The following is a 24,973-nucleotide window of genomic DNA, read 5'->3' as shown; positions in this document are numbered from 1 at the left end:
TCTCGTTCTTCTTGGTACAGCCGGACAGGGCTATGGCGGCGGTCGTGGCGACCACGACGGCAGCAGCAAACCGAGGACGCATGACGTCTCCTGAGAGGGTTTCTTGAAACGTTCTACCCGAGGTGTGACTCACGTTACGATCCAGTTAGAGCAGGGTCAAGAGTTGACCCCAAATGACTGTCCGCCCTCACCGTCCCCCGACACCCACGCCACCTTCCCCGAACCTGACACGTTTCAAAGCTTCCCTCCTTCCTTCCTTCCTCCCTCCCTCCCGTCGCTTGCTCGTCCGTCTGTCCGTCCGTTCGCTCGCTCGTCCGTTCGTTCGCTCGCTTGTTCGCTCTTCTGTTCGTTGCGTTCGTGCGTTCGGCCATTCGAGCCTTCAGCTTCTTCGCCGGGATGAGTAATGGGCCCCGCCGCGGAAGCGGCGAGGCCCACATTCGACGGTGAGGTCAGCGAAGTCTGCGCATCAGAACAACAGCGATGGAGGCGACAGCCAGCGCCGCACCGATCAACGCATACCGCTGCCGCTGGTCACCCATGCGATCCGGCAGCCCACTGATAGCCGCAGACGCACGATCTCTGGCGGTATCGAGCGCACAGGACGCCCGTTCCGGAAGCCCACCGATCGCTGTGGTGGCCCGCTCCGCCACATCAGCGGCAGTCTCACTCAGCCGAACCCCAGCCTCAGCATTGGCCTGCCGCATCTCAGCGACATCAACCTTCCCGTCTCCGGACCCGGACCCGGACCCGGACCCGTTTCTGTTCCCGTCTTTGTCCCCGCCCCCGTGTTTGTTCCTGCCCCCGTCTTTGTCCCTGGCTCTGCCGTCGTCCCTGTCCCGCCCAGTCATCCCATCGGCCCCCGAGGTCTCGTCACGCTTCGGCGAGCTCTCACCGCTGTTTTGCGAGGTCTTGTACCTGTCTCGCGGATCCGTATCACGTTCCCATGACGCCCCACCCTCAACGCCCACACCGTTCGGGCCGCTTGCAGCGCCAGAACTCGCCCTCCCCGCACTCGGGTCGCCGGAACCCGCCTTCCCGTCGCCGAGACCTGCCTTATCTGTATTCGGGTCGCCGGGATCTGCCTTGCCGGTGCTCGGGTCGTTGGCGTTCGCCTTCTCGGTCCCCGGGCTGTTGGCGTTCGCCTTCTCGGTCCCCGGGTCGTTGGCATTTGCCTTCTCAGTCCCGGGGCCGTTGGCGTTACTCTTTCCGGTCCCTGGCCCGGTGGCATTCGTCTTTCCGGAGGCATCAGCAGCCGTTTCCTTCGCAGCCTCGACCTTGGCCGTCGGCTCGACGGCACCTGAAGCACGCCGGTCGTCTTTCTCAACCGCGGCTTCCTCGAGTTTGCGAACGGTTCCGGCAACAGCCGAGTCCCGGGCAGCCTGTCCAGCCTTCGCAGTCGCTGCTCCGGTGTTCTGTTCGACCTTCTTGGCCGCTTCCCCAACGGTTTGCTTGACCTTCTCAACTGTTGACCCTGCGGTCTGGTCAGCCTGCTTGCCGGTTTCCCCCGAGAGCTTTCCAGCCGGTTCGGCGAATTCTCCGAGGTCTGATTTGGTCTGCTTGCCGTATTTGTCGGCAGTGTCCTTGGCCGCACCAGCCGTTTCGGCGACAGCCTGCCTGGCGTGCCCCTCACCCTCTGTCCTCGAGGATCGGCCGGCGGCGGGCGCACCCGTATCAGCCTGCGCCTGTCCAGGATCCTTCCGCGCCGTGCCGGCCGACTCCGAGGTCTGACCACTACGGCTCACACCTTTGGCCGATGTGGTTCCAGTTCCTGCTGATCCCGCCGGTTTCGATGCGGTTTGTGCAGGTGATGGAGATGCCGCCGGTGTCGCATCGTGGGGAGGTTTCGCCGGCTTCTGAGCCGCTGTGCTACCCGGTTTCGCAGTTCCGGTCGGCCCGTTGCTGTCAGCCGGCCCGTTGCTGTCGGCTGGCCCTTTGCCGTCGGTCGGCCCTTTGTTAACAGCTGGCCCGTTGCCGTCGGCCGGCCCGTTGCTGCCGGCCGACCCTTTGTTATCAGCTGGCCCCTTGCTGTGGGTCGCCCCTTTGCTTTCGGTTGACCCTTTGGTGTCGGTCGATCCCTTGCTTCCGGCCGGTGCACTCGTCAACTTTGTCCCCGGGGACGGAACCGCCGCTCGCCCGGTAGCGGTCGTTCGGCCTGAAGCGGCCGATCGTCCCGAAGCGGTCGTTCTTCCTGGAGTGGCCGTTCCTCCTGGGACAGCCGCCCGTCCCGATCCGCTCGAATCGCCGTCGGCCGCGGCGGTCTTCGGTGTCGAACCGCCGCCCGCAGACTCATTCGCCGCACCGTTGCGTGGTCCGGTATGGGATGGTTCCGATGACGATTTATCGGTCACTGCGTGTCCTCGTGTAGTCGTCTCATCGGGCCCGGCTTGCGCACTGTTCCGCTGGTCGTCACCACCCGGCGACGGTTTCCGATGAGGCGAAGGTTTGCGCTGCTCAGCATCCGCCTGCCCGCCGCCCGCGGCCGGTTCGCTCGGCACGGTCTGCCCGCTGCGCGCGGCCGGTTCGCTCGGCTCGGTCTGCTGTCCACTCTGCGCCGTCGGTTCGCTTGCCGCGGTCTGCCCGTTGCGCGTGGCCGGTCCACTCTGTGTGGCCTGCCCACTTGGCGTGACCTTCCCGCCGGGAGGGGTGGGCGGAGGCTTGGGCTTCGGTGCCTTGTTGACGTTTGGTGATGCTGGCTCACCGCCGGTGCCGCCAGAATTCTTGGGTTTCTCCAATCCCGGCGCCACACCACCACCGTTGACCTTCCCACTACCACCGCTGCCGCTGTCCTTGCCGCTGCCAGGGTCGCCGCTGCTGGGGGTGCCGCTTGGCTTGTCCGGAATTCGGGGACCGTTTTCTGTCGGGGGCTTGTTGCCAGGGGGCCCGGGTTTCGGCGTCTCGGAACCTGCCGGCCTGTTCGGTGCGCCAGGTGGCGGCGTCGGTTTCGGAGGCGACGGCTTAGACGGTGTCGGGTTCGACGGTGTCGGGTTCGATGGTGACGGCTTCGACGGTGCCGGGTTCGGTGTCTCGTTCTTTGGTGAGGTAGGGCCCGAGGCGGTGGCTTCAGTAGGCGTACCGGCAGGCGGTCCTGGTTTTGGGATCTTGCTCTTAGGGTTTTCGGCTTTGGGAATCGACGTGCCGCCTGGTCCGGGTTTTGCCTGTGTGGGGTCGTTGCCGGAGGGTGGGGTTGCTGGCTTTCCATCTGATGTGCGGGAGTTTGCCGAGGCTGTGGGGGAGATTCCTGGAGCAGGTCTTCCCGGAACCGTCGGTCGATTCGCGGGTGGTGGCGGGGCGGCTGGATTGCGTGTCATGGCCGGAGGTCCGGGCTTGGGGCGGTTGGGGGAGGGGTGGCGACCCTCGGGGCGGTCGCGGTTCGGCGCGCTCATGGATTCGTCCCGCGCCGGGCTGCGGTCAGGACCGCGTTCACGTCGCGACGGCCGCTGGCGATGGCGACCTCGGGGGTGGGCGGGACGGCCCGGGCCATCTCCCGCTTCCCGGCGACCGCTGCGATTCCGGCAGCGACGAGCAGTGCCGTCGCCATGACCAGAGCAGCCGCCCACACCGGCATGACCAACGCGAGTGCCGCGCCGCCGGTGAAGATCAGAGCCCCGGTCCCGTACAGCGCCGCCATCCCGGCCCCGCCGAGCAGGCCCGCGCCCTTGCCGGCCTTCTTCCCCTTCTCCACCATCTCGAGGCGAGCCAGCGCCAGCTCGTCCCGAACCAGCGTCGTTACCTGCTCACTGAGCCGACTCATCAGCTCAGCGGTCGAGGCATGGTCGGTTCGTGCGTCCGTGTGGCCCATCGTCCCCTCCGTCCTACCCGGTCATCCCGTCAGACGTACCCCCACCAATCCTGACTAATCGCCCCTCCTCCCATCCCCGATTGCCGCAAAACGCACCCCGGATCGCCGCCCACCGGCCCGACCGACTGCCGGCCGCCGGTCGGCGTCGGTCCGGCCCGAGCCGGCACCAGACGACGACCCGGGCCATCACTTGATCTCGCGGCCCGATCAACGCGGAGGGCCGAGCGGACGGTCGCTGTCACCCGGGGCGACGGCGAAACCGAGACGCTACGGGTGGCGGGGGAGGCTTCGCCCGGTCCGATCAGTGCCGGGCTGGTCGTCAACCGGAATACACGGCCCGGTGGCACGATCCGTCCGCCCTGGTTCCGGGGACCTGCCCGGCGCCCGAGGGGCGGCCGGGCTCGGAGTGGTGATGACCGCGTTGGGGGATCTGGAGTGGTGATGACCGCGTCGGAGGATCTGGCGCGGTGATGACCGCGCTGGAGGACCTGGGGTGGTGATGACCGCGTTGAAGGATCTGGAGCGTTGAAGACCGCGCTGGAGGATCTAGCCCGGCAGGCCGAGGCGGAGGGCGGTCGGCCGATCGGAGTGTTCACCGGTCTCCGGCTCGTGGTCTCCGCCGGTGTCGGTGCCCTCGCGACCGTTGGGCACGCTGCTCATGACGACTCGCCGCTGTGGCCCGGACGATCGTGTCCTGCGGTTGGCCGGAGCCACCGGCAGCCAGGTCCTGCGGGCGGCGGCCCTGGAGACCACGTTGGCGGTGGCCATCGGTTCCCTGCCGGGTGGTATCGCCGGGGTCATCGCGGCAGGCGGGGCGGCGGTCGACCGCGAGGTCCCGGTTCGGATCTGCTGGGCGGTCACCGGCGCGGCGGTCCTGGCGTGTCCGCTGTTCGGTGTCTGCTGTTCGTGATCGCCGCGGCGGTTCTCCTAGCGACTCGAGTCAGGCGACTCGAGTCAGGCGACTCGAGTCAGGCGACTCGAGTCAAGCGACTCGAGTCAAGCGACTCGATTCAGGCGACTCGAGTCAAGCGACTCGATTCAGGCGTCGGACAGCTACCGAGTGCCGGCACGACTTGATCTCGGGTTGCTGTCCGGCGTGCAGCGGCGGATCGACCGTGATGAGCAGGCCGCAAACCTGCCGGGCGTGTGGTCGGGCGGTGGGTGGAGCGTGTGCTGTCCGACTTGCGGCATGGCGCGGGCGGGGGTTCGCGTTACGGGAGCGCCGGGCGGGTATAACGGTGGCCATGCCTGATGCGCCCGTATTGCTTGCCGGACGGTACCGGCTCGGTGAGAGCCTGGGACGAGGCGGGATGGGCCAGGTTCTGCTCGCCCGGGACGAGACCCTGGAACGCGACGTCGCGATCAAGGAGCTCGACCAGCCGGTCGGGAACGACGGCGGGGCTTCGGCGCGGCGCACGATCCGGGAGGCCCGGGCGGCCGCCCGGATCAACCATCCCAACGTCGTGCAGGTCTACGACGTGCTCCAGCTCGACGACCGGACCTGGATCGTCATGGAGTACGTGCCGTGCCGGTCGCTGCGGGACGAGATCGCCGACCGGGGGCCGCTGGACCCGTACCGCGTCGCCCGGATCGGTCTTGATCTTCTGGGCGCGCTGCGGACGGCTCATCGGCTCGGGGTCGAGCACCGGGACGTCAAACCGGCGAACGTGCTGCTCGCCGATGACGGGCGGGTGCTGCTGACCGACTTCGGCATCGCGGCCGTCGACGACGACGCGGTGATCAGCCGATCGGACATCCTGGTGGGGTCGCCACAGTTCATGGCGCCGGAACGGGTACGGAACGGCACCAGCGGGCCCGAGGCCGACCTGTGGTCGCTCGGGGCCACGCTCTACGCCGCGATCGAGGGGCGGTCTCCGTACGAGCGCGGTTCGACGATGGCGACGCTCACCGCACTGACCACTGAGGAACCGGATCCGCCGCAGCATGCCGGGGTTCTGCGGCCGCTTCTGGACGGGCTGCTCCGCAAGGACCCGCTGGCCCGGATGAACGCCGAGGACGCCGAGAGCCTGGCCCGCGGGATCCTCGGGGAACTGTCCGGGAGCGGTGAGACCCCGCCGCCCGCCAAGTCGGCCGGAGGGCTGGCCGGGTTCGCGGCGGCGTTCCGGATCCCCAAGCCGCGGCCCGTCGGTGGTTCGGCGCGGGGGAGCGGCACGGGCAGTGATGCCCGGACCGGGGATGAAAGCCCGAAAGCAGTTGCTGGTACGGGATCGGCTGCCAGCGACGAGAGCCCGGCGCCTGCCGACGACCCGGACGACGGTGCGGGTGCAGGGGTGGGTGAACCGGAGGTCGCGGCAGAGGCGGTCGAGAACGCGGATCGGGACGGCGAACCGGGCCGGGCGCACGATGCCGACGACGCATCCCAGAAGGAGAGCCCAGCCAGCGATCCCGAGACGCCTGCCGAGGCGCCGGGCGACGCTGGGGCACCCGCCAAGACGCTGAACGACGTCGGGTCACCTGCTGCGACGCGAAGTGACGATGGTCAGCTCGCCGGGAGTGGAGAGTCGGCGGATGAGCCGGGCGCCGCGCTGGGAACCGGGCCGGGCGGTGAGGTGCCGCCTGATCCGATTGCCGGGCCGGGCGCCGGGGCCGGGGCCGGCCGGGCTGGTGTGGTCTCGGGGGTCGGGCGTGCTCCGGTCCGCAGTAGCGGGCGAAAGCGGCCCGAGCGTGGCCTGCTGATCGGTGGGGTGGTGCTGGCGCTCATGCTGGCGGCCGGCACGGCCTGGGCCGTCAACAACAGGACGGACGGGACGGACGTGGGCGACCCCGCTGCCGCGCCGTCGGCGGGGGCTTCGGCCGGGGTGGGGCCGGACGCCGCGCAAGCTCCGGAACCGAGCCCGTCCACCGGTGGCGCGAGCGCGCCGGGGAACCCGGATCCGGGGGCCGGCGCCAGCCCGGGCGCGGGTGCCGAACCGGGCGCGAGTGCCGAACCGAGCGGGAGCGTTCCGGCCGCCGACGGTGGGAAGCCCGTGCTGAAGGCGGGCTGGAAGGAGTACACGGATCCGACCGGGTTCTCGTTGTACGTGCCGGCGGGCTGGAAGCGTTCGAAGAACGGATCGATCGTCTACTTCCGGGGGGACAACAAGATCCTGGGTATCGATCAGACCGACCAGCCGAAGTCGAATCCGGTCAAGGACTGGCGTACGCAGGCCGATTATCGATCGGGGAACGGGGACTTCCCGGGCTACAAGGAGATCAAGATCGTGAAGGTGGACTACTTCCGGACGGCTGCTGACTGGGAGTTCACCTTCAACCGGAACGGCGTGCGACGGCACACCAACAACCGGGGCACGGTGATCTCCGACAAGAAGGCCTACGGGTTCTACTGGGAGACGAACGACGACGCCTGGGCCGGCTCCCTCGACGACCTGAAGTTGGTCTTCGACAGCTTCCAGCCGGCCAAGTGAGGCGACCTGGGGCGAGGCGGGGATCAGTAGTCGAGCAGGAATTCGGTGCTGACCTCCAGCGTGAACGGCAGGTCGGAGGTCAGGGTTTCGCCCTGCTCGGCGGATCCGTGTTCGACGTAGGCGTCGCCGTCCAAGCGGAACAGCGTCAGCTTCACCGATGCGTAGTCGGTGAAGTCCGGTTCCACCAGCAGGTACCACGGAATGCCCGCCTCGGCGTAGGCCAGCATCTTGTGACCGCGGTCCATCGCCGAGTTGCTCGGTGAGGTCACCTCGCAGACCAGGACCACATCGGTCGCGTTGCCGATGAAGGACTCGGTGGGGCCCTTCTTGACGGCCAGATCCGGGATGAGGATCAGGCCGGCGCGGAGCCGGATGTTGGGAACCAGAGGGGCTCGGAGATCGGCAGCCCGGGCGGCGGGACGTAACGAATCCCGCAGATTGCCCATGATCTCGTTGTGATGGTCATTCGGTGAGGGGCTCACCAAGAGGCTCCCGTCGAGCAGTTCGATGCGGTGGTTGGTCTCGCCGAGCGCGAGATAGTCCGCCTCGCTCCAGGGCCCCTCGTGGTCGTCAAGTGTCCCCTTGGTCATAGGCACAGTCTCGCATGCGCTCATGGTGGAGACCGTCTCATGTGTTCGTGTCGCGGGTCAAGGTGGTACGGGGCAAGAGGCATCGAAGGGGTGAGCTGGGCCGACGGGTGTTCTGAGGTGCCGCTGCCCGCCGGGCTCGTCGGCGTCGTCCGGTCGTCGGAGAAGTGTTTCGTGACGGGCGGGTAAAACCTTTTGTTACCGTACAATCCGGTCATTGTTTGGCCTTTGGCCGTCACATAATGTCGCTACATGAATCACATCGCGCACTGGATCGGCGGCGCCACCCGAAAAGGCACGTCCGGCCGGGTGGGCCCGGTCCACAATCCGGCCACCGGCGAACAGATCGCCGAAGTTGATCTCGCCAGCGAATCCGAGGTGAACCAGGCCGTCGCGGTCGCCAGGGAGGCCGCCGAGGGCTGGCGCGCGGCCAGCCTGGCGAAACGCGCCGCGGTCCTGTTCACCTTCCGGGAACTGCTGGCCGGCCGCAAGGACGCATTGGCCGCCATCGTCACCCGGGAACACGGCAAGGTCGCCGCCGACGCGGCCGGTGAGGTGGCCCGCGGCCTGGAGAACGTCGAATTCGCCACCGGCATCCCGCACCTGATGAAGGGCGGTTTCTCCGAGCAGGCCGCCACCGGCGTCGACGTCTATTCGATCCGCCAGCCGCTCGGTGTGGTCGCCGGTATCACCCCGTTCAACTTCCCGGCGATGGTCCCGCTGTGGATGTGCGCGACCGCGATCGCCGCGGGCAACGCGTTCGTGCTCAAACCGAGCGAGAAGGATCCGTCGGCGGCGCTGTGGCTGGCCGGGCTGTGGCGTGAGGCGGGCCTGCCGGACGGCGTGTTCACCGTGGTCAACGGCGACAAGGAGGCGGTCGACGCGATCCTGGCCCACCCGGACGTCGCCGCGGTCAGTTTTGTCGGCTCGACCCCGATCGCCAGGTACATCTACGAGACCGGCACCGCGAACGGCAAGCGGGTGCAGGCCCTCGGCGGCGCGAAGAACCACATGGTGGTGCTGCCGGACGCCGAGCTGGACGCGGCGGCGGACGCGGCGATCAGCGCGGGTTACGGCGCGGCGGGCGAGCGCTGCATGGCGATCTCGGTGGTGGTCGCGGTCGGCGAGATCGCCGATCCTCTCGTGGCGGCCATCGCGGAGCGACTCCCCGGGATCAGGATCGGCGACGGTGCGGACCCCGGCTCGGAGATGGGCCCGCTGATCAGCGCCCAGCACCGGGACAGGGTCGCGAGCTACATCGAGGCCGGCGTGACCGCGGGGGCAAAAGTCATCGAAGATGGCCGTAAATCGGGACGAATCCCGGAAAAGGGTTTCTTCCTCGGCGCCACTCTGCTCGACAACGTCACGCCCGAGATGTCCGTGTACACCGACGAGATCTTCGGCCCCGTACTCAGCGTGGTGAGAGTGGAAACCTACGCCGAGGCCGTAGAACTGATCAACAGCAACGAGTACGGCAACGGCACGGCAATCTTCACCCGCGACGGCGGCGCCGCCCGCCGGTTCCAGTTCGACGTGAACGCCGGGATGGTGGGCGTCAATGTCCCGATCCCGGTCCCGGTGGCGTACTACTCGTTCGGCGGCTGGAAGGCCTCGCTCTTCGGCGACACCCACATGTACGGCCCCGACGGCATCCACTTCTTCACCAGAAGCAAGGTGGTCACCTCGCGATGGCCGGACCCCGGCACCTCGAAGATCGACCTCGGTTTTCCGCAAACCGATAAATCGGACTTGCCCAAACCGTGAAACGCGCCATCGAATAAACCTGAAACACCGGAAAACGTAGCTGGGGTGGGATCGCAAGTTCTGATTCCGTTTCAGCTATGGAAATTACTTCGGATTCCCTTGCTAGCGAACTCGATGGTGTGACAAGGTCCCCTCCAGCCCTTACCGGAAGGCCCCCGATCCCGTGGAAATTCTGCGCAATTTCGTCGCCGGCTCCTACACCGACACCGAAGACGGTGTCACGTCCCCGGTGATCGACCCCAGCACCGGGGAGACGTACGCGCAGGCTCCGGTCTCCTCGACCCGCGACGTCGACCGGGCGATGCGGGCCGCCGCGGACGGTTTCGAGATCTGGCGCGACAGCACCCCGGCCGAGCGTCAGCGGGCCCTGCTCCGGATCGCCGACGCGGTCGAGGCCCGGGCCGAGGAGATCATCGGGGCCGAGGTCCGCAACACCGGCAAGCCGGTCGAGGCGACCCGGGCCGAGGAGATGGCCCCGATCCTGGACGAGCTGCGGTTCTTCGCCGGCGCCGCCCGGGTGCTGGAGGGCCGGTCGGCGGGGGAGTACCTGAGGGACCACACCTCTTTCGTACGGCGTGAGCCGATCGGCGTCTGCGCACAGATCACCCCGTGGAACTATCCGATGGTGATGGGTGTCTGGAAGTTCGCGCCCGCCGTCGCAGCCGGCAACGCGGTGGTGCTCAAGCCGTCGGACACCACCCCGGTCAGCACCCTCCTGCTCGCCGAGATCGCCGCCGAGTTCCTGCCACCGGGTGTGCTGAACGTGGTCTGCGGCGACCGGGACACCGGCCGGGCCCTGGTCGCGCACCGCACCCCGCAGTTCGTGTCGATCACCGGTTCGACCAGGGCCGGGATGGAGGTGGCCACCGCGGCCGCGCCGGACCTGAAGCGGGTCCACCTGGAGCTGGGTGGCAAGGCCCCGGTGGTGGTCTTCGACGACGTCGACATCGCCTCGACCGCGGCCGCGATCGCCGGGGCGGGCTTCTTCAACGCCGGTCAGGACTGCACCGCGGCCACCCGGGTGCTGGTGCACGAGCGGATCGCCGCCGACTTCACCGCCGCGCTCGCCGAGGCCGCCCGGGGCACCAGGACCGGGCCGCCGAGTGACACCGAGGCCTTCTTCGGCCCGGTCAACAATCCGAACCAGCTGGACCGGATCACCGGTTTCCTGGACCGCACTCCGGCGCACGCCGACGTGGTGGCGGGCGGGCACCGGATCGGCGACCGCGGCTGGTTCTTCGCGCCGACCGTGGTGACCGGGCTGCGCCAGGACGACGAGATGATCCAGGACGAGATCTTCGGCCCGGTCGTCACCGTGCAGACGTTCACCGACGAGGCGCAGGCGGTCCGCTGGGCCAACGACGTCCGGTACGGGCTGAGCGCCAGCGTCTGGACGCAGAACCACGGCCGCGCCATGCGGGTGTCCCGCCGGCTGGACTTCGGCGCGGTATGGATCAACACGCACCTACCCTTCGTCTCCGAGATGCCGCACGGCGGATACGGTCACTCCGGTTACGGAAAAGATCTCTCGATGTACGGGTTCGAGGAATACACCCGTATCAAGCACGTGATGAGCTTCAATGACACCCCCGCTCAGAGGTGATGGATGACGAGTTCCCCGGCTATCGAGTTCGCCGGTGTGCGCAAGGACTACCTGTCGCACGGTGAATCGGTGCCCGCCGTGAAGAGTCTGGATCTGGCGATCGCGCAGGGGGAGTTCTTCTCGCTGCTCGGGCCGTCCGGCTGTGGCAAGACCACCACGATGCGGATGATCGCGGGCTTCGAGGAGCCGACCGAGGGCAAGGTGTTCCTGGACGGCCAGGACGTCACCGGGGTCGCGCCGAACAAGCGTGACGTCAACATGGTCTTCCAGTCGTACGCCCTCTTCCCGCACCTGAGCGTCCAGCAGAACGTCGCGTTCGGGCTGGAACGCAAGAAGGTCGCGAAGGCGGAGATCAACCATCGGGTCGGCGCGATGCTGGAGATCGTCTCGCTGACCGGCATGGAGAAGCGGCAGCCCAGGGAGATGTCCGGCGGCCAGCAGCAGCGGGTCGCGCTGGCCCGGGCCCTGGTCAACCACCCGCGGGCGCTGCTGCTCGACGAGCCGCTGGGCGCGCTGGACCTGAAGTTGCGCCAGCAGATGCAGGTCGAGCTGAAGCGGATCCAGCGCGAGGTCGGCATCACCTTCGTCTACGTCACCCACGACCAGGGTGAGGCGCTGACCATGTCGGACCGGATCGCGGTGATGAACGCCGGTCTGATCGAGCAGCTCGGCACGCCGCGGGAGATCTACGAGCGCCCGGCCACCCGGTTCGTGGCCGGTTTCATCGGCACCTCCAACATCGTGGACGGCACCGTCGACCGGGTCGAGCAGGGCCTCGCGGTGATCGCCAAGGGGACCGGCGAGCAGGTCGTGGTGAGGGTTCCCGACAGCGTCCGGCCGGGGCGGGCCATCGAGGTCTCGGTGCGCCCGGAGAAGATCGACCTGCACCGGACGATGCCCGCGGGCATCACCGGAAGTCTGCTCTCCGGCACCGTCAGCGAGGTCGTCTACCACGGGACATCGACGAACTACACAGTGGCCACCACCGATGGCGCAGACTTCGTGGTGTTCGATCAGAACGCACACGACGCGGAGAACGTGGCGTCTCGTGGCGAGCGCGTCTACCTCTCCTGGGCCCCGCAGCACTCGTACCCGATCGGAGTCTGATGTCCCCCACCGATATGCCGAACCCCTCCCTCCTCCGAGGCATGACGCAGTCCCGGCTCGGCCGCCGCGACGCGTTCCGTCTCGGCGGGTTGTCGGCGATGGGCGCCTTCCTCGCCGCGTGCGGGGTGGAGGGCAAGGGCAAGCCGCAGGCCAGCGTGGCGCCCGACGCCATCGCGAAGTTCTGGGGCGGCAAGACCCAGACCGGTTCGCTGAACTTCGCGAACTGGCCCCTCTACATGGACCCGAAGAAGCCGGAACTCAAGAAGTTCACCGCCAAGACCGGTATCAAGGTGACCTATGACGAGGTCATCCAGGAGATGGGACCGTGGTTCGCCAAGGTCCAGCCGCAGCTGTCCGCCGGGCAGTCGATCGGGTACGACCTGATGGTCATCACCAACTCGGTCCAGTTCGGCCAGTTCCGTGACTCCGGCTTCCTGGCCCCGCTCGACCACACCAGGCTGCCGAACTACGCGGCCAACGCGGCCAAGTCGTACGCCACCTCCACCTACGACCCGGGCAACACCTTCAGCATCCCGTACGCGTCCGGCATCACCGGTATCGCCTACGACCCGGCGAAGATCAAGGAGCCGATCACCAAGCTCGCCGACCTGTGGAACCCGAAGTACAAGGGCAAGGTCGGCATGTTCAAGGATCTGCAGGAGCTGGGCAACTTCGGTCTGATGGCGCTCGGCCTGGACCCGGCGAAGTCGGACGAGGCGGCCTGGAAGCAGGCGGCGGCCAAGCTCAAGGAGCAGAAGGACGCCGGGCTGGTCCGCAACTACTACGACCAGAGCTACGTCGACGCGCTCGGCAAGGGCGAGGTCTGGATCACCCAGGCCTGGTCCGGTGACATCTTCCAGAAGAACGTCTCGGACGGCACGAACTTCAAGTTCGTGATCCCCGAGGAGGGTGGCACGATCTGGACCGACAACATGGCCATCCCGTCCACCGCCGAGAACCCGGTCGACGCGATCATGCTGATGGACTATCTCTACGAGCTGGAGAACGCGACCACGCTCGCCGAGTACATCAACTACGTGTGCCCGGTCCCCGGCGCGCAGGCCCAGATGGAGAAGCACGCCGCCGCGGCCACCGACGAGGACAAGGAATTCCTGCTCTCGGTCGCGGAGAGCCCGCTGGTCTTCCCCGGCGACGCGGAGTACAAGCGGCTGCACTACTACGTCAACTTCAACACCGCCGAGGAGAAGAACGACTTCGAGCGGGTGTTCCAGCCGATCGTTCTCGGGTGACCTGATGGACCGGGCGAAACGTACACTCGCGCCCTACCTGCTCGTACTGCCGGGTGGATTGTGGCTCCTGCTCTTCTTCGCGGTGCCGATGGTGACCATGCTGTCGTTGTCGCTGCAGGAGGGCGACATCGTCAACGGGTTCGTGTTCACGGGGCACTGGCAGAACTACACCGAGTCCCTCGGCGACTATCGGACCCAGTTGATCCGCTCGCTGGTGTACGGCGCCATCACGTCGTTCGTGTTGATCGTGATGGCGTTCCCGGTCGCGTACTGGATCGCCTTCTACGGCGGACGGCGCAAGGCGACGTACCTGTTCCTGATCATGCTGCCGTTCTTCGTGTCGTTCGTGCTGCGGACCATCTCCTGGCGGATGCTGCTCACCGACGACGGGGTGCTGCTGCATCCGCTGAAGGAGGCCGGGATCCTGCCCGGCGACTTCACCGTGCTCGGCTCCCCGGCGGCGGTGATCGCCGGACTGGTCTACAGCTTCCTGCCGTTCATGGTGCTGCCGATCTACGTGGCCCTGGAACGGATCGACCCGCGGGTGATCGAGGCGGCCCGGGACCTGTACGCCGGCCCGCTGACGTCGTTCCGCAAGGTGGTGCTGCCGCTGGCGCTGCCGGGGGTGTTCGCCGGGGTGCTGATGACGTTCGTGCCGGCCAGTTCCGACTACGTCAACTCGGAACTGCTCGGGAGTTCGGAGACCACCATGATCGGTCAGGTCATCCAGGCGAAGTTCCTGTCCAACTCCGACTACCCGTCGGCGTCGGCGCTGTCGTTCACGCTGATGGCGGTGCTGCTGATCGGGGTCTTCTCCTACGCCCGGGCGCTGGGCACGGAGGACGTGATGAAGGTGGCGGCGCGATGACCGGCCGGGGCGGGCGCCTGCTGCACGCGTACACCTGGCTGTTGATCGCGTGGTTGATCCTGCCGATCTCGGTCATGATCCTGTTCGGGTTCAACAACCCGAACGGCCGCTACAACCAGACCTGGCAGGGTTTCACGCTCAAGTGGTACAAGGACGTCTTCGCCCTGGACGCCCTGACCAGCGCCCTGATCACGTCGCTGACCGTGGCGGTGCTGACCGCGCTGATCGCCGGCGCGCTGGGCACCGCCATCGGGTACGCGCTGGGCCGGTACCGGTTCACCGGCGCCGGCGGCCTGAACCTGCTGATGTTCGCCGCGATCTCCTCGCCGGAGCTGGTGATGGGCTCGTCGCTGCTCAGCCTGTTCGTGACGATGGGGTTCCCGCTCGGCACGGCCAGCATCACGATCGCGCACGTGATGTTTTCGATCTCGTTCGTCGCGATCGTGGTCCGGGCCCGGGTGATGACCCTGGACCGGTCCCTGGAGGAGGCGGCGGCCGACCTCGGCGCCAACGGCTGGACCACGTTCTGGAAGGTGATCTTCCCGATCATCCTGCCGGCGGTGCTGTCCGGGGTGATGCTCGCGTTCGCACTGTCGATCGACGACTTCGTGATCACCAACTTCACCGCGGGCACCACCGAGACGTTCCCGCTGTGGATCTGGGGCGCCACCCGGGTCGGCCTGCCGCCGCAGGTCAACGTGATGGGCACGATGATCTTCGCGATCGGGGTGCTGTTCGCGGTGATCGCCAACGTGAGATCGCGTTCCAGGAAGGCGTGACAAACTCCGTCAAAAAGGCCCGGCGATTGCTCGCCGGGCCTTTTGCAAGGGAAATAGTCGCAGAGTCTCTTGTGTGCCACGGAATCCGTGGGCAGGATCGGATCTACCTCTGGAACCAGTAGGAGAGATACCCGTGACAGATCTGTCCGCGACGGCCCGCGACCACCTCTGGATGCACTTCACCCGGCTGTCGTCCTACCAGGACGCCCCGGTCCCGGTGATCACCCGCGGTGACGGCTGCTACGTCTGGGACTCCACCGGGCGCCGCTACCTCGACGGCCTCTCCGCCCTGTTCGTCGTCCAGACCGGCCACGGCCGTCACGAACTGGCCGACGCCGCCGCCAAACAGGCGAGCGAGCTGGCGTACTTCCCGATCTGGTCCTACGCCCACCCCAAGGCGATCGAGCTGGCCGGCCGTCTCGCCGAGATGGCGCCGGGCGACCTGAGCCGGGTCTTCTTCACCACCGGCGGCTCGGAGGCGGTCGAGTCGGCGTGGAAGCTGGCCCGCTCGTACTTCAAGAAGGTCGGCAAGCCCCTCAAGACCAAGGTCATCTCCCGGGCGGTGGCCTATCACGGCTCCTCGATGGGCGCTCTGTCGATCACCGGTATCCCGCCGTTCAAGCAGGACTTCGAACCGCTGGTGCCGAGCACGATGCGGGTGCCGAACACCAACTACTACCGGCGTCCCGACGAGTCCATGACACCCGGGCAGTTCGGGATCTGGGCCGCCGACCGGATCGCCGAGATGATCGAGTTCGAGGGCCCGGACACGGTCGCCGCCGTCTTCCTGGAGCCGGTGCAGAACGCCGGCGGCTGTTTCCCGCCGCCGCCCGGATATTTCCAGCGGGTCCGCGAGATCTGCGACAGGTACGACGTGCTGCTCGTCTCGGACGAGGTGATCTGCGCTTTCGGCCGCCTCGGGGAAACTTTCGGCGCCGACCGCTACGGCTACCAGCCCGACATCATCACCGTCGCCAAAGGCCTGACCAGCGGATACGTCCCGCTCGGCGCGATGATCGCGTCGGAGCGCCTGGCCGAGCCGTTCCTCACCGGCACCAACTGGTTCGCCCACGGCATCACCTACGGCGGTCACCCGGTCGGCTCCGCGGTGGCCCTGGCCAACCTGGACATCATGGAACGCGAAGGCCTCAACCGGCACGTCCGCGACAACAGCCCGCTGTTCCGCTCCTACCTGGAACGCCTGCTCGACCTGCCGATCGTCGGCGACGTCCGCGGCGACGGCTACTTCTTCGGCATCGAGATGGTCAAGGACAAGACCACGAAGGAAACTTTCAACGCCGACGAGTCCGAGCGGCTGCTCCGAGGTTTCCTCTCCCAGGCCCTGTTCGAGGCCGGCCTCTACTGCCGAGCCGACGACCGCGGCGACCCGGTGATTCAGCTGGCCCCACCCCTGACGGCGACGGAGACCCAGTTCGCCGAGATCGAACAGATCCTGCGCTCGGTCCTGACCGAAGCCCAAAACCGCCTTTGACCCCTTCTTTTTGTACGCCCCACCAAGGCCCTGTCCCGTCCCCGCAAGGAGGGCGGGACACCGGACCGACCCAGCGACCGCCGGGCCGGATCCGGTGGTCACCGATACCCCGTGCGGGCGCAGCCGATCGTGCCCGGGCGTCGGACCGGACGTGGTCCTGCCCGCGTTCGACGCGGCGGGGTCTGCCACAAGAACCTAGCGGGAGACCACTCCGTGGGGGGCCAAGTGGAAGTCGGTCTGGTCCGGATTGCGGGTGTCCAGGGCCTCCTCCAGGTGGATGGAGAACAGCTTCCAGCCGGTCTCCTCGTCCGGAACCGGCGAATCGTCGAAGGCCCCGACGCCGCCCTCGGCGTTGCTGCGAATCCGGGCTGCCAGCTGCCGGACGGTCATGTGCAGCGTGACCGGCGGATCCAGCTGCTCACCGAACCAGGCGGTGATCAGCAGGCCGTCGGGGACGCGCTCGCACGCCGCTTCTCCGCTCAGGCGTTCGATCAGTCGGTCGATCTCGTCGGTGCTCACCCTGTCATCGTAGGAAGACCGGATCCCTCCTCACCGGGTGGTGGTGATCTGGCGGAACAACGCGTCGGCCCGGGTGGGATCGTTGTTGTCCAGGGCCACCTCGGCGTCGGCGAACAGGGTCTGCCAACCGGGTGGGGCGGTGCCCGCCTCGGCTCGGGCCATGGCGGCGGCTCGGGCCGTGGAGGTGGGAGTGGTGGTGTGCAGGCCCCACCCGTACGGGAAAAGCGGCTTGTAGGTCTTGTCTCCGACGTTGATCGGGACCTGGGTGACCGTGCCCGGCCAGGACATCGACAGCTTGCCGGTGAAGGGGGTGCGGCCGAACAGGACGTCGGCCACTCCGTCGCCCTCGCTGCCGGGAAGCCAGGACGCGACCAGGGCGTCGATCGAGCCCAGCTGGCCCGCGGTCAGCACCTGCGGGCGGCCGGAGATCAACAGGACCACGCAGCGGGGTACGGCCGCGCAGACCTTCGTGACCACCTTGCGGTCCTCCGGCTGCAGTGTCAGGGACTTGGGTTCGCGCTGCTCCGGCGTGCCGTAGGTGAGCACCGGGCCGCCCACGTCGCCGAACCACTCGGCGTAGGGAGTTTCGCCCACCACCACCACGCCCACGTCGGCGGCGCCCACCGGAGTGGACGCGTCGGCGCTGAAGGTGACGTCGGGGGCGGTCGCGCGGATCGCCTCCAGGACGGTGGTGCCGGGGATGATGTCGCCGTTCGCGCCCTGCCAGTCCATGGTCCAGCCGCCGGCCTGGTTGCCGATGTCGTCGGCGCTGCGGCCGGCCACGTAGATCTTCCGGTCGGCGGCCAGTGGCAGCGTGTCACCGGCGTTCTTCAGCAGGACCTGGGACTTCGCCACCGCCTCCCGGGCCAGTGTCCGGTGTTCCGGGGTGCCGACCGGGCCCAGCGTCACGTACGGGTTCTCGAACAGGCCCAGCTCGAACTTGACCGTCAGGATCCGGCGGACCGCGTCGTCGATCCGGGACATCGGGACACGGCCGGCGGTCACCTCGGCGGTCAGGTTCTGCTGGAGGACCGGCGCCGTGTTCGGTTCCATGAACATGTCGATGCCGGCGTTCACCCCGGTCCGCACCTGCGACGGGGTCGGTTTCGGGGTGCCGGCCGGGTCGGTGGACGGCAGCTGCTGGACGCCCTCCCAGTCGGTGATCACGAAGCCGCCGAAGCCGAGCGAGCCCTTCAGGTAGCCGGTCAGCAGCTCCCGGTTGGCGTGCATCGGGATCGGGTTGCCGGGGCCGTCCTCGGTCCAGTCGACCCGGGAGAACGACGGCATCACGCTGCGGGCGCCGTGTGCGGTGACCGCGGCGACGTACGGGGACAGGTCGATCCGGGCGAAATCGGCCCGGTTGGTCAGGGTGACGCCCTGGTCGATGGCGTAGCCGTGGTCGCCGGTGCCGTACCCGGTGTGGCCGTCGCCGGCGAAGTGCTTGACCGTGGCGACCACGCCGTTCTTCTCCAGCCCGTCGACCGCCGCCCCGCCGAGCCGGGTGACCAGGGCCGGGTCCTCGCCGAAGCTCTCGAAGGCGCGGCCCCAGCGCTCGTCGCGGGACACGCACAGGCAGGGCGCGAAGTCCCAGCCGATGCCGGTGGCCCGCAACTCCGCGGCGGTGGCCCGGTAGACGCTCTCGACCAGGGCCGGGTCGCGGCTCGCTCCGAGGCCCACGTTGTGCGGGAAGACGGTCGCCCCGTGCACGTTGTTGTGGCCGTGCACGGCGTCCACGCCGTAGATCAGCGGGATCTTCAGCGGGGTGGCCAGGGCCGCCCGCTGCAGGTCGTTGATCATGTCGACCCAGGCCTGCGGGGTGTTCGGGGTGGGTGCCGAGCCGCCGCCGGACAGTACCGAGCCGAGCCGCAGCTCCGTCACCGTCGTGGGATCAGCGGCCTTCCGCTCAGCCTGGGTCATTTGTCCAATTTTGTCCGCAAGGCTCATGCGAGATAGCAGGTCGGCGACGCGAGTCTCGATGGGCTGACGGACGCCGGGATCCGAAATGTCCCATTTTTTCACGACAATTACGCTAACCGCGGCGAGCAGCGCCAGCACCGCCACGACCACGGCCCAGCGCTTCATGATCTTTCCCCCGCTGCCCCTCGGCCCACGCGGGTAATTGTCCGGTATTCGCCCCCGAGGGCACCTGGCTGGCGCATGCTGAATCAACGGACTTCCGACGGAGCTGACATGGCCGTATTGCTGATCGCTGAGGACGACGAGGACATCGCCCTGGTACTGGTCAGGGTGTTCAAGCGAACCGGAATGACGGTGTTCCGCGCATCGGACGGACGGTCAGCGTTGGAGGCGATCCAGGAGAACCGCCCGGACATCGTGCTCACCGACCTGGGCATGCCGCACATGGACGGCTGGGAGCTGATCGACGCGCTGCGGGCACACCCGGACGAGGGCGTACGCCGGGTGCCGATCGCCATCCTCAGCGGCCATCTGCAGCCGGGGGATCCGCGGGCCGGCCAGGCGCAGGTGTGCGCGATCATGCTCAAGCCCTGCCCGAACGACCAGCTGCTCGCGACCATGGAGGAGTTGGTCACCATCGGCCCGCACGGGCACGACTCGGACGACCACCAGTGCCCGGCCGACCTAACGGTGACGGTGTAGCGGCTTCATGGTGGTGCTTCTCGAGAACGGTGCCTTTCTGGGGGCGTTGCTGGAGAGCATGGACGCCGGTGTGATGGCCTGCGACGGGGACGGGGCGCTCGTCTTCGCCAACCGGGCGATGCGGGAGATCACCGGATTCGACCCGGACGGGCCGCTGCCGCCGGAGTTCGACGACCACGCCCACCGCCTGTTCACCACCCCCGACATGCGGCCGATGAGCCGGTCGGAGACCCCGCTGGCCCGGGCCATGCAGGGTGAGGTCGTCGACGGCGAGGACCTGTTGATCCGCCGCCCCGGGCACCGGCTGCGGATCTTCGAGACCAGCGCCCACCCGATCGTCGGCCCGGACGGGGACCGGCTCGGCGCGGTCGCCGTGGCCCACGAGGTGACCGCCCTGCGCCGGGTCGAACGGTTCCGCAACTGTCACATCGCGGTCGAGCACGTCCTCAAGACCCACCGGTCCGCGGTCGACGCGACGCCCGAGGTGCTGCGCGCGGTCACCACCACCCTCGGCTGGCCGTCCGCCGAACTGTTCCTGATCGACGACGCGAGCGGGCTGCTGCTCTCCGCCGGGCACTGGGACTCGTCCGGGATGGAGACCGAGGAGTTCTTCGGGCACACCCCGGTCCGCGGCCAGGGCATCACCGGCCGGGTGTGGGAGAGCGGCCGCCCGATCTGGGTGCCCGACCTGGGCCTCAGCCCCGACCTGCGGACCGCCCACGAACGCGAACGGGTGCAGATCTGCCTGCGCCGCGGCGTGCGGACCGCGCTGGCCGTCCCGGTCCGTGACGGCGGCACCCTGCTGGGTGTGCTGACCTGCTACGCGGGCACCCAGGAGTACGAGCCGGACCTGCTCACCGTGCTGCTCGACGGGGTGGCCGCCCAGATCGGCATCTTCGTCGCCCAGCGCCGCGCCGAAGGACTGTCCCGGCAGCTGGCCCGCGCGCAGGCCGACTTCGTCAACCTGGTCGGGCACGAGTTGCGCACCCCACTGACGTCGATCACCGCCAACGCCACCCTGCTGTCCGAGGAGACCGGCCTCGACCCCGACGTCGGCCAGATGGTGCAGGCCATCGCCCGCAACGCGGCCGCCCTGCAACGCATCGCCGACACCCTGCTCGACCTGGCCGGCCTCGACTCCGGGCACCTGGAACTGGACGTGCACGAGGTGGACCTGGTCGCCCTGGTCTCCGACGCGGTGACCGGCCTGCGCCACACCGGTGACCGGTTGACCCTGGTCAGCGAGCTGCCCGCCGAGTTGCACCTGCCCGGCGACGCGAGCCGCCTGCGCCAGGTCGTCGACGACCTGCTGTCCAACGCGGTCCGCTACAGCCCGCCGGGTTCACCGGTGCACATCACGCTGCGCGCCGAGGAGACGGTGGCGGACCTGTGCATAGCCGACAGCGGCATCGGCATGCCACCGGGCGAATACCCGAGGGTCTTCGACCGCTTCTTCCGCGGCAGCAACGTCCGCCACCAGGGCACCACCGGCAGCGGCCTGGGCCTGAGCCTGGCCCGCGCGATAATCCTGCTGCACGGCGGCACGATCAAACTGGCCGAGAACAAACCGGCGGGCACCATCGTCTGCGTCCGCCTCCCGATGACCGGCCCACCGGCCACCTGAAGATCAACACCCTTCCGCCGGTACGCCCGGGCCGCCCTGTGGTCGGCAGGGACCTAGCGGAGTGAGTACTCACTCCGCTAGGTTGAGGGCAGGAGGGATCACATGGCCATCACCCTGAACCACACGATCGTGCCCGCCACCCACAACGAGACGGCCGCCCGGTTCTTCGCCGGCATCATGGGCCTGACCTACGCCGGCACCGTTCACCACTTCGCTCCGGTGCGTGTCAATGAGCAGCTCACACTCGACTTCATGACCGTCGACGAGCCGGTCGGGATCCACCTGGCGTTCGACGTCGACCCGGCTACCTTCGACCGGATTCTGGTGAGGCTGGAAGCCGGTGGTGTGCGCTACGGCAGTGAACCCGACGACGCCGGCAACGGCCGCACCGATCATCCACTGTGTGCCCGCGGGCTCTACTTCGCCGACGACGCCCGCAACCTCTACGAGGTGATGTCGCCGGCCTGAGTGGATTCGCGGGCCGGCCTTCGGCGGTCCCAGGCGTCCAGGAGGGCTGTCGCCTTCAGGGCTGTGTTGATGCCGAGCCAGCGGGCCGGTTCCGGTTCCCAGCGCCGGGAGCGGTGGTTCACCCAGGGCAGGGCGGTCAAGGGTGTGGTCCGGTTCAGGATCAGGTCCGTGAGGGTGCGGCCGGCCAGGTTCGACGCTGCCACGCCGTCGCCCACGTAACCGCCGGCCCACGCCACGCCGTCCCGCAGGCCCACCGACGGCATCCAGTCCCGGGGGATGCCCAGGGGGCCGCCCCAGCGGTACGCGATCGGCGGGTCGATGCCGAACAGTTCGGTGACCGTGGACCGCAGCGCGTCGAAGACCGACGGCACCCGGTCGTACTCGGGGCGTACCTGCGACCCGAAGTGGTAGGGAGCTCCCCGGCCGCCGAAGGCCAGACGGTCGTCGGTGGTGCGCTGGCCGTAGATGACCATGCGGCGTTCGTCGCCGAACGTCTCCCGGCGGGACAGGCCGGCACGGGCCCAGAACTCGGCGGGCAGCGGGTCGGTGACCACCATCAGGGAGTAGATCGGCGCCAGGTCGCGGCGGTGGCCGGCCAGAGCGGGGGTGTAGCCCTCCAGCGCGCGGACCACGGTACCGGCGGTGACCGTACCGAAACCGGTGGTGATCTGTCCGTTTCTGATCTGTTCGACGCGGGTGCCCTCGTGGATCGTGACGCCCAGGCGCTCGACGGCGGCGGCCAGGCCCCGGACCAGTTTCGCCGGGTGCAGGGCGGCGCAGTGTTCGCTGTAGAGGCCGCCGAGCACATCGGAGGCGCCGCAGATGGCGCGGGCGGTCGCGGCGTCGACGAAGTCCGGGTCGTGGCGGGCCCGGCGCAGCTGGCCGGGAGTGCGGACCAGGGACAGGGTGCCGCCCTTGGCCCAGTCGCAGTCGATGCCCTCGGCCGCGGCGGCCCGGCCCACCTCGTCGACGGACGCCTGGAGTGCCCGGTGCATGGCGGCGGCCCGGTCCGTACCGAAGCGGCGGGTGAGTTTCGCTTCGGCGACCGGGAACGCGCCGGACGCCCAGCCGCCGTTGCGGCCGGACGCGCCGAACCCGCAGTACTCCGCCTCGAGGATCGCGATCCGCAGGCCGGGTGCCGCCTTGGCCAGGTAGTACGCGGTCCAGAGCGCGGTGTACCCACCACCGGCGATGGCCACGTCGGCGTCGAGATCACCGTCCAGCGGCGGGCGCCTCGTGATCGGGCCGAGGCTGTCGAGCCAGAAGGACGGGCTGTTCACCGGCGGTTACCGTGTTCCCCAGGCGTAGGTCTGTTTGGCGAGTCGCAGGTACATGAAGGTGTCGGCCTCGGTGACGCCCTCGACCGCGCGGACCTTCTCGTTGAGCATGTCCAGCAGGTGCTCGTCGTCGGTGCAGACCAGCTCGACCAGCAGGTCGTAGCGCCCGGCGCAGATCACCACGTAGTCCACCTCGGGGATCTCGGCGATCCGGTCGGCGATGGCCCGCAGATCACCGTTGACCTTCAGCCCGACCATCGCCTGCCGGGCGAAGCCCAGGGTGAGCGGATCGGTGACCGCGACGATCTGCATCAGCCCGTTGTCGAGGAGACGCTGCACCCGCTGGCGCACCGCCGCCTCGGACAGGCCGATCGTCTTGGCGAGCGTCGCGTACGACATGCGTCCGTCGCGTTGCAGATGCTCGATGATCAGTTTGTTCGTCTCGTCCAGCGTCACGTCGGTCACGGCGCGATTCTTCCCTGCGCCGCTTGACGTCGGCAAAGAGGTCGCCCGTCAGGTGCGCAACGCGTCGCGCAGGATGCCGAGTCCACGACCGAGGTGTTCGTCCGAGATGACCAGGGGTGGCAGGAATCGGAGCACGTTGCCATAGGTGCCGCAGGTGAGGGTCAGCAACCCCGCGTCGTGACAGGTTTTCGACACCGCCGCGGTACGGGTGGGGTCGGGTTCGGTGCCGCCGGGCAGGACCAGCTCGATCGCCATCATCGCGCCCCGGCCCCGCAGCTCGGCGACACCCGGATCAAGATCGGACAACGCGCCCCGGATCGCGGTCTCGATCCGCTGCGCCGCCGCGCACAGGTCCAGTTCCCGAATCGTCTCGACGGCGGCGAGCGCGGCCGCGCAGGCGACCGGGTTGCCACCGTAGGTGCCGCCCAGCCCACCGGCGTGCACCGCGTCCATCAGCTCGGCCCGGCCGGCCACGCCGGCGATCGGCAGGCCGCCGCCCATGCCCTTGGCCGTGGTGATCAGGTCCGGTTCCACTGCCTCGTGCTCGGAGGCGAACCACTGACCCGTACGGGCGAAACCGGTCTGGATCTCGTCGGCGACGAAGACGGCGCCGTTCGCTCTCGCCCAGGCCGCGATCGCCGGGAGAAAACCGGGCGCCGGTACGACGAACCCGCCCTCGCCCTGGATCGGCTCGATCAGCACGGCGGCCACGTTGGACCCTCCGACCTGCTTCTCGATCACGTCGATCGCCCGGCGTGCGGCCTCCGCCCCGGACAGGCCGCCGTCACGCAACGGATAGGACATCGGCGCCCGGTACACCTCCGGGGCGAACGGCCCGAACCGGTGTTTGTACGGCATGTTCTTCGCGGTCAGCGCCATCGTCAGGTTCGTGCGCCCGTGGTAGGCGTGGTCGAACACCACGACGGCGGGCCGCCCGGTCGCGTGCCGGGCGATCTTGACCGCGTTCTCCACCGCCTCGGCGCCCGAGTTGAACAGCGCCGCCCGTTTCTCGAAGCTCCCCGGGGTCAGGGCGATCAACTGCTCGCAGACCGCGACGTACGACTCGTAGGGCGCGACCATGAAACAGGTGTGGGTGAACCGCTCGACCTGGGCCCGGACCGCCTCGACCACCCGGGGCGCGGAGTTGCCGACGCTGGTGACCGCGATGCCGGAGGCGAAGTCGATCCACTCCCGGCCGTCGACGTCGGTCAGGGTGCCACCGGCGGCGTGGTCCACATAGGCGCTGACCACCGAGCCGACACCTTTGGCGACCGCCGACAAGCGCCGTTTGTGCAGTTCTCCGGAGGAGGACAAGGAAGAAGAAGTC

At 68.5% G+C, this 24,973-nt stretch carries 20 protein-coding genes; 12 read left to right on the top strand and 8 right to left on the bottom strand.

What is annotated here, in order from left to right; genetic code table 11:
• Positions 1 to 449: 449 nt before the first annotated feature.
• Complete coding sequence (locus Aco03nite_RS24655; protein WP_203798309.1) at positions 450 to 1,742, bottom strand: hypothetical protein; 1,293 nt, start codon at positions 1,740 to 1,742, stop codon at positions 450 to 452.
• Between the two features lie 1,637 nt (positions 1,743 to 3,379).
• Complete coding sequence (locus Aco03nite_RS24650; RefSeq protein ID WP_203798308.1) at positions 3,380 to 3,799, bottom strand: phage holin family protein; 420 nt, start codon at positions 3,797 to 3,799, stop codon at positions 3,380 to 3,382.
• Between the two features lie 658 nt (positions 3,800 to 4,457).
• Here Aco03nite_RS24650 and Aco03nite_RS24645 point away from each other — a divergent pair.
• Both Aco03nite_RS24645 and Aco03nite_RS24640 read left to right on the top strand, forming a co-directional pair.
• Positions 4,458 to 4,709, top strand: a complete 252-nt coding sequence (locus tag Aco03nite_RS24645; protein WP_203798307.1) for a hypothetical protein — start codon at positions 4,458 to 4,460, stop codon at positions 4,707 to 4,709.
• A gap of 208 nt (positions 4,710 to 4,917) precedes the next feature.
• Complete coding sequence (locus Aco03nite_RS24640; RefSeq protein WP_373872635.1) at positions 4,918 to 7,224, top strand: protein kinase domain-containing protein; 2,307 nt, start codon at positions 4,918 to 4,920, stop codon at positions 7,222 to 7,224.
• 23 nt (positions 7,225 to 7,247) lie between these two features.
• Here Aco03nite_RS24640 and Aco03nite_RS24635 read toward each other — a convergent pair whose 3' ends face one another.
• Positions 7,248 to 7,814 (bottom strand): Uma2 family endonuclease, encoded by a 567-nt coding sequence (locus Aco03nite_RS24635; protein ID WP_239145399.1) that lies wholly within the window; start codon positions 7,812 to 7,814, stop codon positions 7,248 to 7,250.
• Positions 7,815 to 8,063: 249 nt separating this feature from the next.
• Here Aco03nite_RS24635 and Aco03nite_RS24630 point away from each other — a divergent pair, with 249 nt between their 5' ends.
• The 7 genes from Aco03nite_RS24630 (at position 8,064) to Aco03nite_RS24600 (ending at position 16,674) form a co-directional block, all read left to right on the top strand.
• Positions 8,064 to 9,575: a CoA-acylating methylmalonate-semialdehyde dehydrogenase gene (locus Aco03nite_RS24630; protein WP_203798303.1), complete on the top strand. Its 1,512-nt coding sequence runs from the start codon at positions 8,064 to 8,066 to the stop codon at positions 9,573 to 9,575.
• A gap of 163 nt (positions 9,576 to 9,738) precedes the next feature.
• Positions 9,739 to 11,178, top strand: a complete 1,440-nt coding sequence (locus Aco03nite_RS24625; protein ID WP_203798301.1) for a gamma-aminobutyraldehyde dehydrogenase — start codon at positions 9,739 to 9,741, stop codon at positions 11,176 to 11,178.
• Between the two features lie 3 nt (positions 11,179 to 11,181).
• Positions 11,182 to 12,285 carry an ABC transporter ATP-binding protein gene (locus tag Aco03nite_RS24620; RefSeq protein WP_203798298.1) on the top strand — a complete coding sequence of 368 codons (1,104 nt, stop codon included), beginning with the start codon at positions 11,182 to 11,184 and terminating at the stop codon, positions 12,283 to 12,285.
• A 41-nt stretch (positions 12,286 to 12,326) separates the two neighbouring features.
• Positions 12,327 to 13,535, top strand: a complete 1,209-nt coding sequence (locus Aco03nite_RS24615) for a polyamine ABC transporter substrate-binding protein (protein WP_203798296.1) — start codon at positions 12,327 to 12,329, stop codon at positions 13,533 to 13,535.
• Between the two features lie 4 nt (positions 13,536 to 13,539).
• Positions 13,540 to 14,403: an ABC transporter permease gene (locus Aco03nite_RS24610; RefSeq protein ID WP_203798294.1), complete on the top strand. Its 864-nt coding sequence runs from the start codon at positions 13,540 to 13,542 to the stop codon at positions 14,401 to 14,403.
• Complete coding sequence (locus Aco03nite_RS24605; protein ID WP_203798292.1) at positions 14,400 to 15,182, top strand: ABC transporter permease; 783 nt, start codon at positions 14,400 to 14,402, stop codon at positions 15,180 to 15,182. Before Aco03nite_RS24610 ends, Aco03nite_RS24605 begins: the two co-directional genes overlap by 4 nt.
• Positions 15,183 to 15,315: 133 nt before the next feature.
• On the top strand, positions 15,316 to 16,674 hold the full coding sequence (locus Aco03nite_RS24600; RefSeq protein ID WP_275415895.1) for an aspartate aminotransferase family protein: 1,359 nt from the start codon (positions 15,316 to 15,318) through the stop codon (positions 16,672 to 16,674).
• A gap of 195 nt (positions 16,675 to 16,869) precedes the next feature.
• Here the strand turns inward: Aco03nite_RS24600 and Aco03nite_RS24595 are convergent, their stop codons facing one another.
• On the bottom strand, positions 16,870 to 17,193 hold the full coding sequence (locus Aco03nite_RS24595; RefSeq protein ID WP_203798290.1) for a hypothetical protein: 324 nt from the start codon (positions 17,191 to 17,193) through the stop codon (positions 16,870 to 16,872).
• Between the two features lie 30 nt (positions 17,194 to 17,223).
• Positions 17,224 to 19,275, bottom strand: coding sequence for a glycoside hydrolase family 3 protein (locus Aco03nite_RS24590; protein WP_203798288.1), 2,052 nt, complete (start codon positions 19,273 to 19,275; stop codon positions 17,224 to 17,226).
• A gap of 108 nt (positions 19,276 to 19,383) precedes the next feature.
• Between Aco03nite_RS24590 and Aco03nite_RS24585 the strand changes: the two genes are divergently transcribed.
• The 3 genes from Aco03nite_RS24585 (at position 19,384) to Aco03nite_RS24575 (ending at position 21,904) form a co-directional block, all read left to right on the top strand.
• The gene (locus Aco03nite_RS24585) at positions 19,384 to 19,812 is read left to right on the top strand and encodes a response regulator (RefSeq protein WP_203798286.1); all 429 of its coding nucleotides are present in this window, start codon (positions 19,384 to 19,386) and stop codon (positions 19,810 to 19,812) included.
• A 7-nt stretch (positions 19,813 to 19,819) separates the two neighbouring features.
• A complete protein-coding gene (locus tag Aco03nite_RS24580; protein WP_203798284.1) occupies positions 19,820 to 21,436 on the top strand; it encodes a sensor histidine kinase in 1,617 nt (538 codons plus the stop codon).
• Positions 21,437 to 21,538: 102 nt separating this feature from the next.
• Positions 21,539 to 21,904 (top strand): VOC family protein, encoded by a 366-nt coding sequence (locus Aco03nite_RS24575; protein ID WP_203798282.1) that lies wholly within the window; start codon positions 21,539 to 21,541, stop codon positions 21,902 to 21,904.
• Here Aco03nite_RS24575 and Aco03nite_RS24570 read toward each other — a convergent pair.
• The 3 genes from Aco03nite_RS24570 to gabT are packed head-to-tail and all read right to left on the bottom strand — an operon-like array spanning position 21,880 to position 24,960.
• Positions 21,880 to 23,184, bottom strand: coding sequence for an NAD(P)/FAD-dependent oxidoreductase (locus tag Aco03nite_RS24570; protein ID WP_203798280.1), 1,305 nt, complete (start codon positions 23,182 to 23,184; stop codon positions 21,880 to 21,882). The two genes, Aco03nite_RS24575 and Aco03nite_RS24570, sit on opposite strands and share 25 nt — an antisense overlap.
• 6 nt (positions 23,185 to 23,190) lie before the next feature.
• Positions 23,191 to 23,646, bottom strand: a complete 456-nt coding sequence (locus Aco03nite_RS24565) for an Lrp/AsnC family transcriptional regulator (protein ID WP_239145397.1) — start codon at positions 23,644 to 23,646, stop codon at positions 23,191 to 23,193.
• Between the two features lie 48 nt (positions 23,647 to 23,694).
• Positions 23,695 to 24,960, bottom strand: coding sequence for a 4-aminobutyrate--2-oxoglutarate transaminase (gabT, locus tag Aco03nite_RS24560; RefSeq protein WP_203798311.1), 1,266 nt, complete (start codon positions 24,958 to 24,960; stop codon positions 23,695 to 23,697).
• Between the last annotated feature and the right edge of the window lie 13 nt (positions 24,961 to 24,973).

It is taken from the genome of Actinoplanes couchii (assembly GCF_016862075.1).
In the GTDB taxonomy this organism is placed as follows: Bacteria; Actinomycetota; Actinomycetes; order Mycobacteriales; family Micromonosporaceae; genus Actinoplanes; species Actinoplanes couchii.
This window is presented reverse-complemented; position numbering and strand designations above follow the sequence as displayed.